Raw genomic sequence first — 13,940 nt, 5'->3', positions numbered from 1 at the left:
CCGAATGACTATGAAAAGGTAAATCTTGATGGTCGTCGTGTTTCTCATCATGATGTTTGTCTAAATAATGATCCGCCAAGAAATGGATGAGAGTAATATCTTTTTGATTATAAGTGTGCTTAATAAAATGTGAAATCAAAATAGGAAATCGTAAGCTATCCTCAACAACAAAAGGAATCGTTAGTTGTAGGCAAATAATTAAAGTTACTATGTTTTTTATAAATTTCACAAAACAAATATAAGTCCTTTTTTGATTTTATTTTAAATGATGTACTATCCTAAACCTAGACGCATTCGGTTCCTTTTTTTAAAGAAAATTAAATAATCTGGTTGGTTTTTGTAAAATAGTAAATGCATAATTTCAGAATTAAGCAGATGCAATTAATTAGAGTCCAAAAGTAAGGTTTTAAGATAGATATTGCCTTAAGAACTACGTAAGGTGTGCTTCAAATAATCTTAAAATAATGGTTGTTCCTTTGTTTTCTTGACTGGTAATAGCAATATCAATGTTGAGTAAAGTACAGAATCTTTTTACAATAGAAAGTCCTAATCCGGTGCCCTTAATTTCAGGATGACTATTCGATTGGGATCGGTAAAATTGATTAAAGATTTTGTCAATATCTTCGGCTGCAATCCCGATGCCCGTATCACTAATATGACATTCAATTATTGAATCAATTTCTTTCAATACGATTACTAAGTTTCCGTATTGATTAGAATATTTTAAAGCGTTCGATATTAAATTATTAATTATTATCGAAAATAAATACCCGTCTGTTTCTATGTAATGTTCCGCCGAAAAACTGGTGCTAACATTAATTTTCTTGCTTTGAATGATTGCTGAAAACCGAGAAATAGTATCTAAAAATAAGGCATTTAAATATACTTTTTCTGTTTTTAGCGTTTGTTTTTGATTTTCAAAACGAGCTAATAATAACAATTGATCCACTAAATTGTTTAAACGATTAACTTCATTGACACAAAAGTTTATTTTCTCTACATATTCGGCATGCTCTCTGGGCTTTCTAATCAATACTTCAAGCGTACCTTTAATTACAGTTAAAGGAGTTCTTAATTCGTGCGATGCATCTGAAGTGAATTGTTTTTCGCGTTCCACCGTGGTTTCAATACGATCTAATAAATGATTTATTGTTTGAGACAAAACGTACAATTCATCCTGCTGTGGAGGTAGCGCAATGCGCGAAGTAAGGTTGTCTTTTGTAATATCATTGGATGTTTTTATAATTGAAGAAATGGGCTTTATAAAACGACCTGCAATAAAACGAGCTAGAAAAAAGAGTACAATTAAAATTATGGGATAGCTAATAATCAATACTTCAGATATATTATCAAGAACCATTGTAGAGTCTTCAAGTGACATAGCAACGATCAGATAACCAATAACTTTAGATTTATTGTAAATGGGAACTTGCATTTGCCTGATGGCACTATTGGCTAGAACATCGTCATAAAGTACATTTGAAACATGCTTAGGATCATAAGATAAAGTCTTATTTTTAAGATTTGGTGACTTTTCGATAAGTTTTCCATTTTGATCAATAAACTGAATAAAAACGGGATTCACATCAAGTGTGTTGTGTTCGCGTTCCTTCCATTCCTCTTTGTGAATCAAATGAAATGTATTGCCAACGATTTCGATTTCGGTTAAATGCTTGTCTGCCTCGCTTTTGATATCCGTATTGACATGAGTGTTCACACTAAATTTCACAATAGAATATATAATACAAAAAACTGCTACAATCAATAAAGCTGTGGTGACAATATAATTGAGAGCAATTCTGTTTTTAAATGAAAGTTGTTGCATTTTTATTTAATCATTAGCAATATAGCCTACTCCTCGGACAGTTTTTATATTGTCTTGTTCATTTTTTAAATTCAATTTTTTACGAATAGCATTCATAAAAACATCAATAACGCCCGTATCGTACTCAAAATGAATGTCCCAAACATCCTCAATAATTTGTGTTCTGGTGCAAACTTTACCTTTATTTTTAATTAAGTAGGTCAAAAGCTCAAATTCGCGTTGTGTAAAAGCTACTTCAGTTTCATTCACCAAGACGCGATGTTTTGCAATATCAATTGTAACACTCCCCAGCGTAAGGTTTGTAGCTTCACCTTGATTCCTAAAATGAACTTTAATACGTTCTAATAATTCATCAAAACTAAAAGGTTTTTTTATATAATCATTGGCTCCTGCTTTTAATCCTTCAATGGTTTCTTGAACCGTATCTCTAGCAGTCAAAAAAATAATTGGGGTAGTATTGTTTTTTAATCGTATGGCTTTACAAAGTTCTAAACCTGTCATTTTGGGCAACATCCAATCTAATAAAACAAGGTCAAAGTTTTGCTTTTGGATTTTCTCAAAAGCAATACTCCCATCAGCAGCGCTGCTCACGGTGTAGCCCTCTTCTTCTAAGCCTTGTTTCAAAAACTGAATAATCCCAGCCTCATCCTCTACAATTAATACGTGCACTTCTATTTTTTTGTAAAATTAAGCTTTATTACTCAATGCATTTAAATGCAACCTTTGCAATGTCAGTAGGAAGCATATTAAACAGTATCTATGAATCAATGCTACCAAAAACGACAGATTTCAACCGTCTTAAGTGAAATAACTTAAAAAAATACCTGCGTCCTTTCATGAAAAGGAATAAAAACTTGCTGTGTTTTTCTGTTTATCTCGCCTTTAAATTCTTTGTAAAATTATTTATTTTACTGGTTACTAGTTTGTCCAACAGCCATTCTTAAGTTAATATTAATCTTATTGCTAACATTAAGCAAATCTTAAAATAATAATACATTAATAAAAGTTACTTTTACGATAAAAAATAAAATATGAAGCTTTATAAGATAACGTCGCCTTTCAATTATTTACTATTGTTATTTGTCAGTATTAGTTTTATTGTTCGGTTCATTTTATTTTTTCATCCCATTACGCAAACCTCCTTTACTGCTTTCGAGACTTTTTCAGTATTCATTTTTGGATTCCTTTCGGATGTTTTAATTTTTGTGCTCTTGAGTTTATTTTTATGGCTTTACCTTCTATTTATATCAAATGCTAAATACTATTCCCCATATGGATATGTAATTCTGGGGCTCTTTGTGGCACTTCTTTGTTACGTAGCTTTCGGCAATACGATCTTGAACGAATATGGTAGCGCATTACCAAAAATTGCAATTGGTTTTCTGTCTATCAAAACAATCCTTTTTGGCCTTTTACTTTTTCTACCGAAATACCGAAATGCTATTCGGTTTTGGTTGTTTTCTTTTGTTATACTTTTATATGTTTTACTCATTTTGCAAAATGGAATCAGTGAATACTTCTTCTGGAATGAATTTGGTGTACGTTACAATTTTATTGCAGTCAATTATTTAATTTATACTAATGAGGTAATTGGAAATATAATGGAATCTTATCCCGTTATTCCATTGTTTTCGGCTTTGTTTGCATTAGCGGGATTCATTACGTATTTCATTGTCCAAAAATCAAAAAACTATATTGAAAACATTCTTTCTTATATACAAAAAATTAAAATATCAGGAATCTATCTCTTGCTTTTTGGCCTTGCATTGCTTGCCTTACCTTATTTATCAACGAAAGAAAACTCGCGAAATGTATTTGCGAATGAGTTACAAGCCAACGGAATTTATAAATTCTATTTTGCGTTCGTGCACAGCGAATTGGACTACTTCAAGTTTTACAAAACGATACCAGCTCAAGAAGCATTTTCTCAGTTAAAGCAACAAATTCCCAATATTACAGAGAATAGCTCTTTGCGAGACATCCAAAATGTAGCTGCTGAACAACATAAAAATGTAGTTTTAATCACGATTGAAAGTTACAGTGCTGAATTCATGAAAATGTATGGTAATCAAAATGCTATTACTCCCTTTTTAGATAGTTTGGCTTCCAAAAGTTTGGTTTTCACCAATCTTTACGCAGCAGGAAATAGAACCGTGCGAGGTCTTGAAGCCGTAACATTATGCTTTCCTCCTACTGCAGGCGAAAGTGTTGTAAAGCGCGAAGACAATAAAAATAAATTTTCAACAGCGAGCATTTTCAAGCAAAAGGGATATGCTGTTAAATTCATGTACGGAGGCGATGCTTTTTTTGACAATATGGAAGATTTTTTCACAGGCAATGGCTATGATATTGTAGATAAAAAAACATTTGAACCTAAAGAAATTACTTTTTCAAATATTTGGGGTGTTTGTGACGAAGATATGTATCACAAGGCTATTAAAATTATGAATCAAGAAGCAAAAACAGGTCAACCGTTTTTCAATCACATCATGACAGTAAGTAATCACAGACCTTTTACCTACCCGAACGGTAAAATTGACATTCCTGGCGATGCTAAATCTCGTGATGGTGGAGTGAAGTATACGGATTATGCCATGCGTAAATTTTTTGCAATGGCACAAAAAGAGCCTTGGTTTGCTAACACCATTTTTGTAATTCTAGCTGATCATTGCGCATCAAGTGCAGGAAAAACAGAATTACCGGTTGATAAATATCGTATTCCAGCCATGATTTACAGTCCTGGTTTTATTGCACCAGCGCAATACACTAACTTAATGTCACAAATTGATTTTATGCCTACGGTATTTGGTCTTTTAAATTTTGATTACCAAAGTAAATTTTATGGACAAGACGTTCTTAAAGCAGACTATAAACCAAGAGCTTTGATTGCTACCTATCAAGATTTAGGGTTAATAAAAGATAATGTTTTAACCATTATTTCACCAAAACAGAGAGTTAAACAATTTGAGTTGCGTTTAAAAACAGATCAAAAAGTGGCTCCAATTTTTCAAATTTATTACGATCAACTTCCACTAAAAAAAGAAAGAGCTGATCTAGTGAAAGAAACAATTTCCTACTACCAATCGGCATCAGATATGCTTAAGAATAAAAAATACCAAAAAATAAATTAGCATAAAAAAAGCGGGTGAAACATTAGTCTCGCCCGCTTTTTTTAAATAATACTATAGCTTTATTCTTTATCGCTTGTTAGTCCAAAAAGATTTCCTTTAGAGTACGTCTTCATGTCTTTTTTTAACAATTTAATGTTTCTCTTAGTTAATTCAGGAGTATCTAAACCACTCAAATCAGGTTTACCAGCATTTACCCAAGCCGTGTACCAAAAACTTGCGGTGACTGTTATGGCTTTTCGCATTTGCTTTTCAACCATACCATTCATATCTGCATGCAATTGTTTAGCATATTCATCGGAATAAAGGGTTCCTCCGTATTTATTTTTCACAATTTCACCAGCAGCATCGGTAACAAATATTTTGTTTTCAGGTGTCGCGGTTCTTAATTTTTTATCAATAGCAAGTAAGGGCTCTACTAAGCTGTGTGTATAAAAAATCAGATCCCAAGTAGCTTTCTCCACATTTTCTAAATAAACACCTTGTGGAACGTTAAACTTGTAATCCTTTGCAAACAACTCTGGCAAACGACTTTCCCACAAAGAGTGAATTCCTTTTTGATTGGTGTTTTGACCATCATGATTGTCAGAAGTATGCAAAGGCATGTGACCATCTGCAATATAATGACCTAAATCACCCGCAATAAATAGTATTTCGTTTTTTCTTTTGTCTTTGAAAGCTTTAGTTAATTTCGCCATCAAATCTTGAATATGCCACGGCAAGATTCCATTTTTAGTTAAAAACTTTTCGTCATATTTTGCTTTAGCTTCTTCCATTGTTTTAGGAAAAGTTTCTACTGCACCATAATTTTCCATGTCAAAATAATGACGTGGTGGTTCCGCTTTATCATTGATTACATTTCTTCTCAAATCAGGAACGGTAGATTCTTGCGTGATGAAATCGATGTGATTGTAAAAAAAAGTCTGCAAAGGTTTTGGCAATGCCATAACAGCTGCTCTGTTGATACGTTCATGTCCTATTATCCCCCAAGAAACAAGAAAAAAGGTAATGCAAATTGCAGATAATGCAATAAATGTAGGCTTAACTCTAAAATTTTTCATTAAATTTATTTTTTTGAGCCACAAATATATTTCATTAAATCGTGATACGAAAAATTTAGCTTTAAGATTCTGTTAATTAAAAATGAAAACTTATAAATATGTTTAGACATCAAGGAAAAAACAGAACTTTTATACACAATCTTCGTTTAGCCACTTTATTATCTTTTGTAGCTGGTATTGTAAATGTTACGGGAGTTTTATCGGTACAAACATTAACAACAAATATTACTGGACATTTTGCCTATTTTGCCGAAGAAATCATGAAGCGAGATTATGCAGCCGCAATACCCTTTTTTGTATTCACTGTCTTCTTTTTGTTTGGTGCTTTTACATCTAATTTTTTGGCAGAATTAATTTCGAGAAAACATCCTAATTTATCTCATGTGATTCCTATTGCACTAGAAATAATTGTTTTAATTGGGGTTGGGATTTTCGGAGTACAATCATCATTGTCTAGTTCAGAGGGAAAATGGATTACTTTTGCGATGCTTTTTGCGATGGGAATACAAAACTCTTTGGTAACAAAAATTTCTCAATCTACCGTCCGTACAACCCATTTAACAGGACTTTTTACTGATTTAGGAATAGAACTGTCGCAATTGTTCTTTTATAAAAAATCCGAAGAAAACAAAAAACTAAAAACCAATATTTACCTCCGATTATCGATTATTATTTTCTTTTTTATTGGTTGTATTTCGGGTGGTTTTCTTTTTAATTTATTGCAAATGAAAACACTTTTTGTCGCTGCAACCTTTTTGTTGTTTGCCCTTTTGTATGATTATATCCGAGTGCAATTTTATGTGATCAAAAGAAAAACCTTTCGTCAAAAAGACTATTTTAAATAAATAATCGAAATCAAAGTTGCAATTGCAATGAATGTCCAAAGCAAAATGCCCTGTGCAAGCGGTTTTAATCCTACTGACTTCAATACATTTCTATTTAGTCCAGCACCAATCAAAAACAAAGTTATTGTCAAACCTATCTTAGAAGCAGAAGCCAAGTGTGGGCCTAAAATCTCCATTTCTGGCCAATAAGTATTAGCAATCATCGCCAAAATAAACCATCCAATAAAGTATGGAATTTTTAGCTTCCCAGATTTATTCTTAAAAATAAATGCCGTAATCAATGCTACAGGAATAATCCATAAGGCACGGGCTAATTTTACGGTTGTGGCTATTTGCAAGGCTTCGGTGCCAAATTTACTCGCTGCTCCAACCACAGAACTCGTGTCATGAATAGCAATGGCACACCATAGTCCGAACTCTCTTTGAGATAAATCCAAATAATTACCCACTGCCGGAAATAAAAACAGCGCTACCAAATTCAGAATAAATATAACTCCTAAAGCTACAGAGGTTTGTTTTTCATTCGATTTGATTACCGGAGCAATAGCTGCGATTGCACTTCCCCCACAAATGGCAGTTCCACAAGAAATCAAGTGAGAAGTTTTCTTTTCAATGTTCAACCATTTGCCAATAAAAGTTCCAAAAATTATAGTACTCAAAATAGAACCAATTGTAAACAAAAAACCATCTTTTCCGGCAGCTAAAGCACTATTTACATTCATTCCAAAACCCAATCCAACAACTGATATTTGCAATAAAACATTCGTTGCCTTATGATTGAGATGCAAATAAGGATGCCCAAAAAGATTGGCAACAAGCAAACCTAAAACTAAAGCAATGGGTGGAGTCACAAAAGATGATGCACATAAAAAAAGCAAAACACCAAAAATGAATTGCTGTAATTTGGTGTTTACTCTAAAAAAAATAAAAGATTCTTCTTGAATTGCTTTTTGATGCTTTTCCAATGTAACGTTGTTGAATTAGTACCGAACAAAGGTCATCAGAAAAATCTATTTAAGCCAATCGCAAATTATAATCCGTTATAACTTTAAGTTATAATAATTAGAAATGTTTTGGATAAATAAATCTGACAATGAATCTGTTTTACCTTGCAAAGTTATGATATAGAAAAAACGTTCGATTGTCAAATCTGTAATGTCTAATATTGCTAATTCATTGTTTTGAAGTTCTTTTTGTATGGCATGAATCGATATAAAAGCCACACATTCAGAATTCATTAAATAGGATTTTATACTTTCGGTGCTGCCTAATTGCATTTCAATCTGTATTTCAGATACTTTAATATTAAATGGTTTTAATGCAAATTCAATAACTTCAAGTGTTCCAGAGCCTTGTTCTCGCATTAAAAAACGCATCTTTTTAAGCGCTTCTTGGGTAATCTCGTTTAGATTTACTAAAGGGTTGGAACTCTTACATACTAAAACTAATTCGTCTTTTAAAAATTCGGTATATTTAATAGATTTATTTTTAGATTGCCCTTCGACAATTCCTATTTCAATTTCTTGTTGTAGTAAAGCATTTTCTATTTGTTCCGTATTTCCATTTAGTAAACTCACTTTTATGTCTTGTAGTTTTTGATGAAAACGGGCTAAAAGTGGCGGAATTATATACTGAGAGATTGTCGTACTAGCACCTATTCGCAACAACCCAGAACGTTGATTGATTAAGGTATTCATATCAAAATCGATGTCACGATAGACTTCAAAAATATTTTTGGCGTGTTTCAATAATACGTCTCCAGCAACTGTCAATGTAATTTTAGAACCGTTTCTATTAAACAACTTGATTTTATAGTATTCTTCTAATTCCTGAATGTGCTTTGAAACTGCGGGCTGTGTTATAAATAATTCGTTAGACGCCTTTGTAAAGCTCAATCGATTGGCAACAGTATAAAATACTTTTAGTCTAAAATCCATTTTGTATTTTATTAAAGTAAACCGTTGTATTTTCGAACAAACCACTCGGTTGCCAGAACAATCAAAATTAGAATCAATAACCAAATCCAATCTATCAAAGGCGTTTTGGTTATTACATTCTTCTGAATAGCTTTGTAGTCCTCATTTTCTAAAAGTGATTTTATTAGCGCATCAACCTGATTTGGAAAATAAATTTTCCCTTGTGTTTGCGCAGCTAATTGAGTCAATTTCTCTACATCTGGATTAACGAATTGCTTTTCGATATCAAAAGCTAGGATTTCAAAACTACTGGAATAAGTAGTTTTCGAATTTAATTCTTTTACTGTAAACGCATAGGAACCTGCTTTAAGTCCTTCTAGATTAACTTTATAAGCATTATTTCCTTTTAATAAATCGTAATTTTTAGTTTGCTTGGTTTTAGTATTGGTTACAGCAATATTCAAACGGGCTTTTTCATCAAACTCATAATTTTTATTAAAATATTGCGCTGTAATTTCAATAGCTTCCCCTGAATTGTAAAAGCTTTCGTGTTCTACCACTAGCGATTTTTTAGTAGCATTCGAAGCTAGAAACTGAATAATCTTATCCATGAAAGCATCATATTTTTCAAAAGATTGATTATTTATGTGAGTTTGCAATCTCCATTTCCAACTGTTTTCCCCAAAAAGATATGCGTTTCGCTTACCTTGATTTTCTGCAAAAGCCAATAATGGCGCATTCGTATCGATATTTCTAATTTTAGACGAAAGCAAAATTGAAACAGAACCTTTTGTTGTAATCGTTCCAAAAGCATTTTGTAAAGGGGGTAAATTTTCAAACCCAATATTATCAATTGCAAACAAATTAAACTGTCCATTAAATACAGACAAATAATCTTCTTTTTGGCCACTCATTTTAAAGCTTAAATCATTTTGCTGTTGGTTCAAAAAATTAAAATCAGTATTGTTTCCAGTAATAATAAATGTATTGATTCCAGCGCTTTTATTTGAATCAAAAATAGTTTTAAATTCAGTTGTTGGCTGGTATAAAATTAAAACATTATAATCTTGTAATGATTTGATTTCATCTGGTTTAAAAATAGTTACTTTACGCTGTACATTAGATTCAATAGCTCTTTTTAGTGCTCCTAAATCAGGATGATTTATAGTAGATATAATAGCAATATTTGTCTTTTGGTCAAGTATTTCAACAGCGAAATTTTTGGTGTTATTATAGGTGTTTTTTTCTTTTACTGTGGATGAAATAGTAGCTTTAAAAACCTGTACTCCTATTTTATCAGCCGGTAAAACTACCTGTACAGTTGCCGTTTTTTTTGATGGTGAAAAGGCAAATGATTGTTTGCTTAAAACGGAATTCCCCTGAGATATTATAAAATCAGCCGTTGTGTTTTTAGTTCCCGAATAGTGTAAAAAGGCTTCTACCGGGAATTTATTCTTGTAAAAAGCGTATTTGTTTACATTGAGCTGATTGATTTTTAAATCAAAAAAAGTTGTTGTATCGCCTACAATTAAGGGATATACTTTATTTATTGCATCAAAACTGTATACATAATCATTTCCCGAAGTTTGATTCCCATCTGAAATTAAAACTATCGGATAACTCGTATTCTTGTAGATACTTTTTAAATTTTTGGCAACAAGATCTATATTGGTTTGAGTTCCCTTAAAATCAAAATTTTCTGCGGGTTCAAAATCATCGGAGAATTGATACGTTTGTACGTCAAATTTATCTTGTAAATCTAAATTTGATTCTATTTTTTCATGTAATTCCAGTACATTTTCATTGGCTTTGAGAAACGCAATAGAACTTGAATTGTCTACAATTATAGGCAAAGGTGTTTTTACAGTTTCTAGTGTGTTTTTGGTCAGTATTGGATTTATTAACAACAATAAAATACCAAAAATGGATAAAAAACGTAAAAAAGCCAAAAACCAACCGATTTTCGATTTGTTTTTGGCCTTATAAATGTATTGAAAATACGACAAACTGCCTGCTATTAATACAGAAATAAATAATAATAGTAAAGTGTTTGTTGTCATTCTTATTTTATTTTAAATGATGAATTTTAAATTTTAAATTGTCATCATTTATAATTCATCATTTATAATTTATAATTATTTTAAGTAAGCATTCCACCACACACATTCATCACTTGTCCGGTTACATACGCACTCATATCCGATGCAAAAAACAAACAAGCATTAGCAACATCTTCGGTGGTTCCACCGCGTTTTAATGGAATTCCCTCTCTCCATCCTTTTACCACATCTTCGTTTAATTTAGCCGTCATTTCCGTTTCTATAAATCCTGGTGCAATTACATTACAACGAATATTACGAGATCCTAATTCTAAAGCCACTGATTTTGAAAAACCAATAACGCCCGCTTTTGAAGCAGCATAATTCGTTTGTCCAGCATTTCCTTTTACTCCTACAACAGAACTCATATTAATAATAGAACCCGAACGTTGCTTTAAAAACGTGCGCTGAATGGCTTTAGTCATATTAAAAACCGATTTTAGATTTACATCCATGACGTTGTCAAAATCTTCTTCAGACATGCGCATCAACAAGTTATCTTTAGTAATTCCGGCGTTATTGATAAGTATATCAACAGTTCCAAATTCAGCTAAAACGGCATCTACAAAAGTTTGTGCTTCATTAAAATCAGCAGCATTAGATTGATATCCTTTGGCTTTAATACCTAAAGCATTCAATTCTTTTTCTAAAGCTTCCGCAGATTCTACTGATGAACTGTATGTAAAAGCAACATTTGCACCATGTTGAGCAAAAACTTCTGCAATTCCTTTTCCTATTCCACGACTTGCACCAGTAATAATGGCAACCTTTCCTTCTAGTAATTTCATATTCAAAAATTAGTTTATTTTTTATTTGAAGCTATTCCTGCTATCCATTACAATCTTTTCTATTTTTAAAGAAAAAATAGAAAAGGATTTTCATTGCTATCAGGGCTATAAGCGACTTGCCAAATATATACTATTTCCTTTTTTAAAAAAAATTTCACTTTCATTAAGCGTCATAAAATTACTTTATACATGAAAATAACGCCCTACTAGCTTATCCCAAAACGAACTGTAAATGGCAATCAGGGTAAAAACAAACAAAAATAAATGATACCAAGCATTACCAATCAAGTCAAAGAAATTCAATTTACCATTAGCGTAACTTAATATCAGTAATACTTGCGCTCCATAAGGTAGAACGCCTTGTATAACGCAAGAAAAAATATCTAAAATTGTGGCTGTTTTTCTTGGGTTAAGGTCATATTCATCATTAATTTCTTTGGCAATTGGTCCTGTGATTACAATAGAAACCGTATTATTAGCAATAGCTAAATTAGCAAAACCCACTAAGGTACCAATTCCTAGTTGAGCTGATTTTTTACTTTTGATTAATTTTTTAATTTGTACCAGTAAATACGTGATTCCTCCCGCCTTTTCTACTAATGCGGCTAAACCACCTGTAAGCATAGAAAGTAAAAAAATATCAGTCATGCTTGTAAATCCCTCATAACACTTTTGAGTAAATTCCATTATAGTAAATAAACCGCCCAGATAACCAATTATCCCTGCTAAAAGTGTTCCTATAATTAAAGTATAAAAAACGTTGATACCCACCACCGCTAGAACGATTACAACAATATAGGGCACAATTGCAATCCATGAAAAATCAGTTCTTGCAATAGCTACAGCAACAATATCAGAATTTAATCCTAAATAGAAAAATACTAAAATAGTTAATAGTGCCGCTGGAAAAGCAATAAACAAATTGATCTTAAATTTATCTTTCAAATCACATCCCAGCGATTGTGTGGCTTCAATCGTCGTATCTGAAATCATCGATAAATTATCCCCTAGCATAGACCCGCCTAATAAAGCTCCTGAAATTAAGGGCAAAGAGGCTCCGCTTTTATCTGCAAGCGAAACTGCGATAGGTCCAATAGCAACAATGGCTCCAACTGATGTTCCCGTAGCAGTAGATAAAAAGGAAGCGATCAAGAAAATCCCCAACGGAAAGTAAGCAACATCGATTGTATTGATGCCAAGATTCACTACCGCATCAACACCGCCCATTGCTTTACTTACCACTGCAAATGAACCAGCTAATAAATAAATCAAACACATAGTTATGATTTTACTATCACCACAACCAGCAATTAGAGTATCAATTTTTTCGTTTGTAGATGATTTATACAATAAAAATGCAGCTATTATTCCAATTAGAACTGCTACGGGCGAAGGAAAAGCATAAAAATCATTCAAAATGATTCCAGCTCCTAAAAACGTAAAAATAAAAACAAATAGCGGAATCAATGCAAAAGGATTCCCAGATTCTTTAGTAAATTTTGTCATAAAAATAATTTTAAATTAAGTGTTATAACGAAAAACAAACCTGTAGATGGTAATGTAAAAACAACATTTTTTCCAAAAGATATGGCTTATCGTTTTAGCACCTTGCTTGTTGTTGCAGGTTGCTATCCTATTGAAGGATTCGTGATAACGGGTGCAAAATTAATTAATTATTTACGAATAAATCAAATAATTATATTAAAAATAAGAATAACTAAAAAAAACGCTATCAAAACTGATAGCGTTAATATATAAAATATTGAAAAACAGTAACTAACTACTTAGAAAGCTACATTCCACCTTGGTAATCTTCCATTTTCATCAAGGAAGTTTTGTAAAACTTGTCCTTCTACGAATGTTGGGATTACTTTAGTTTTATCATTGAATGTCTCATACCAAACTACTTCAAGGGTACTAATATCCTCTATTTTCATTTGTGCTGGCCAAGAATATTTTCTTCCCGTTTTCGCAAATTGGTGTCCTTCTACGATTTTATCCTTCAGTCCACCATTTTTAATTTTCAAAGTTCCATTATTTTGAACAGTTCCAGTAGAACCAACCATAATTAGCTCTTTTTCATCACCTACTGAATACACTAAAAATACACCAGAACCTTCTGACGCGTTGCAAACTTCTGCTAAACTATCTTCTGTAGTAAATGAAAACTGATTGGTAACTTTGAATTTTTTTAACTCTTTGTACATATTATTTTATTTTTATTTGAATTGGCTGCCACAAAAAAATACCCCACAAAATCGTGAGGTTCATTAGAAAC

11 protein-coding genes and 1 riboswitch are annotated in these 13,940 nt (G+C 32.1%); of the genes, 2 read left to right on the top strand and 9 right to left on the bottom strand.

From position 1 onward, the window contains the following. Positions 1-430 precede the first annotated feature (430 nt). Positions 431-1,825, bottom strand: coding sequence for a sensor histidine kinase (locus ACNQGB_RS11210; RefSeq protein WP_417943854.1), 1,395 nt, complete (start codon positions 1,823-1,825; stop codon positions 431-433). 6 nt (positions 1,826-1,831) lie between these two features. Beyond that, complete coding sequence (locus ACNQGB_RS11205) at positions 1,832-2,494, bottom strand: response regulator transcription factor (RefSeq protein ID WP_417943855.1); 663 nt, start codon at positions 2,492-2,494, stop codon at positions 1,832-1,834. Positions 2,495-2,856: 362 nt separating this feature from the next. Here ACNQGB_RS11205 and ACNQGB_RS11200 point away from each other — a divergent pair, with 362 nt between their 5' ends. Then, a complete protein-coding gene (locus ACNQGB_RS11200) occupies positions 2,857-4,956 on the top strand; it encodes an LTA synthase family protein (protein ID WP_417943856.1) in 2,100 nt (699 codons plus the stop codon). Between the two features lie 59 nt (positions 4,957-5,015). Here ACNQGB_RS11200 and ACNQGB_RS11195 read toward each other — a convergent pair whose 3' ends face one another. After that, positions 5,016-6,014 carry a zinc dependent phospholipase C family protein gene (locus tag ACNQGB_RS11195; protein WP_417943857.1) on the bottom strand — a complete coding sequence of 333 codons (999 nt, stop codon included), beginning with the start codon at positions 6,012-6,014 and terminating at the stop codon, positions 5,016-5,018. A gap of 98 nt (positions 6,015-6,112) precedes the next feature. On the opposite strand from ACNQGB_RS11195, the gene ACNQGB_RS11190 reads away from it, so the two are divergent. Next, positions 6,113-6,859, top strand: coding sequence for a YoaK family protein (locus ACNQGB_RS11190; RefSeq protein WP_417943858.1), 747 nt, complete (start codon positions 6,113-6,115; stop codon positions 6,857-6,859). Here the strand turns inward: ACNQGB_RS11190 and ACNQGB_RS11185 are convergent. The 6 genes from ACNQGB_RS11185 to ACNQGB_RS11160 form a co-directional block, all read right to left on the bottom strand. After that, positions 6,847-7,785 carry a YeiH family protein gene (locus ACNQGB_RS11185; RefSeq protein ID WP_417943923.1) on the bottom strand — a complete coding sequence of 313 codons (939 nt, stop codon included), beginning with the start codon at positions 7,783-7,785 and terminating at the stop codon, positions 6,847-6,849. The genes ACNQGB_RS11190 and ACNQGB_RS11185 overlap by 13 nt on opposite strands. A gap of 114 nt (positions 7,786-7,899) precedes the next feature. Beyond that, positions 7,900-8,796 (bottom strand): LysR substrate-binding domain-containing protein, encoded by an 897-nt coding sequence (locus ACNQGB_RS11180; protein ID WP_417943859.1) that lies wholly within the window; start codon positions 8,794-8,796, stop codon positions 7,900-7,902. Positions 8,797-8,807: 11 nt separating this feature from the next. Next, on the bottom strand, positions 8,808-10,835 hold the full coding sequence (locus ACNQGB_RS11175) for a hypothetical protein (protein ID WP_417943860.1): 2,028 nt from the start codon (positions 10,833-10,835) through the stop codon (positions 8,808-8,810). A gap of 80 nt (positions 10,836-10,915) precedes the next feature. Further along, the gene (gene fabG / locus ACNQGB_RS11170) at positions 10,916-11,662 is read right to left on the bottom strand and encodes a 3-oxoacyl-[acyl-carrier-protein] reductase (RefSeq protein WP_417943861.1); all 747 of its coding nucleotides are present in this window, start codon (positions 11,660-11,662) and stop codon (positions 10,916-10,918) included. Positions 11,663-11,845: 183 nt separating this feature from the next. Then, entirely contained in the window at positions 11,846-13,168 is a 1,323-nt protein-coding gene (locus ACNQGB_RS11165) for a Na+/H+ antiporter NhaC family protein (protein WP_417943862.1), read from the bottom strand. 56 nt (positions 13,169-13,224) lie between these two features. After that, positions 13,225-13,321, bottom strand: a riboswitch (SAM-I-IV-variant riboswitch). A gap of 125 nt (positions 13,322-13,446) precedes the next feature. Continuing rightward, on the bottom strand, positions 13,447-13,869 hold the full coding sequence (locus ACNQGB_RS11160; protein WP_417943863.1) for a hypothetical protein: 423 nt from the start codon (positions 13,867-13,869) through the stop codon (positions 13,447-13,449). Between the last annotated feature and the right edge of the window lie 71 nt (positions 13,870-13,940).

The sequence above is a fragment of the Flavobacterium frigidum genome, from assembly GCF_048286795.2.
Note: the sequence above shows the minus strand (reverse complement) of the source record. Positions and strands in the feature narration are given on the sequence as shown.

Coding starts and splice junctions, on each gene's coding strand:
- ACNQGB_RS11210 (WP_417943854.1), bottom strand. CDS start 1,825: ATGCAACAACTTTCATTTAAAAACAGAATTGCTCTCAATTATATTGTC.
- ACNQGB_RS11200 (WP_417943856.1), top strand. CDS start 2,857: ATGAAGCTTTATAAGATAACGTCGCCTTTCAATTATTTACTATTGTTA.
- ACNQGB_RS11195 (WP_417943857.1), bottom strand. CDS start 6,014: ATGAAAAATTTTAGAGTTAAGCCTACATTTATTGCATTATCTGCAATT.
- ACNQGB_RS11190 (WP_417943858.1), top strand. CDS start 6,113: ATGTTTAGACATCAAGGAAAAAACAGAACTTTTATACACAATCTTCGT.
- ACNQGB_RS11180 (WP_417943859.1), bottom strand. CDS start 8,796: ATGGATTTTAGACTAAAAGTATTTTATACTGTTGCCAATCGATTGAGC.
- ACNQGB_RS11175 (WP_417943860.1), bottom strand. CDS start 10,835: ATGACAACAAACACTTTACTATTATTATTTATTTCTGTATTAATAGCA.
- fabG (WP_417943861.1), bottom strand. CDS start 11,662: ATGAAATTACTAGAAGGAAAGGTTGCCATTATTACTGGTGCAAGTCGT.
- ACNQGB_RS11165 (WP_417943862.1), bottom strand. CDS start 13,168: ATGACAAAATTTACTAAAGAATCTGGGAATCCTTTTGCATTGATTCCG.
- ACNQGB_RS11160 (WP_417943863.1), bottom strand. CDS start 13,869: ATGTACAAAGAGTTAAAAAAATTCAAAGTTACCAATCAGTTTTCATTT.